The sequence below is a fragment of the Streptomyces sp. MCA2 genome, from assembly GCF_023544705.1.
GTDB classification, from domain to species: domain Bacteria; phylum Actinomycetota; class Actinomycetes; order Streptomycetales; family Streptomycetaceae; genus Streptomyces; species Streptomyces decoyicus.
In genome coordinates this window covers 1-445 of the sequence record NZ_JAMJFM010000134.1, presented here as the reverse complement: position 1 = coordinate 445, position 445 = coordinate 1, and the positions used below count along the sequence as shown (strand labels likewise).

The 445-nt window shown below is 73.9% G+C and carries 1 pseudogene; it reads left to right on the top strand.

The annotated features are described in order from the left end of the window. Positions 1–445 (top strand): annotated as a pseudogene (locus tag M8I34_RS41140) (reductase); the annotation flags it as partial.

Below are 445 nucleotides of genomic sequence, written 5' to 3'. Positions count from 1 at the left end.
GCCCCTGACGGTGCGCCAACTCCTTACCCACCACCTTGAACTGGGCATGCGGCCCACGCCGGAACAGGTCGCGCAGCTCGCCGCCCACAACCCCTGCCCGCCCGAGCGCCACGCCCTGGAAAACCTCGCCGAGGACGACCCGCGCACCCTGATCGACCTGATCGAGGCGCATCCGGCGCTGCGCGGCGCCCTGCCCTGGCCGACGGTCCTGGAGCTGCTGCCGCCGCTGCGCACCCGGCACTACTCCCTGTCGTCGTCACCCGCGGCCGACGCCCGGCACGCCGATCTGATGGTCTCGCTGCTGCCCGGCGGCACCGGCTCGTCCTACCTGCACGGTGTGCGGCCCGGCGACACCGTCCTGGCCCGCGTCCAGCCCTGCCGCGAGGCCTTCCGCCTGGATGCGGCCGATGACACCCCCGTCATCCTGATCGCGGCGGGCACCGGT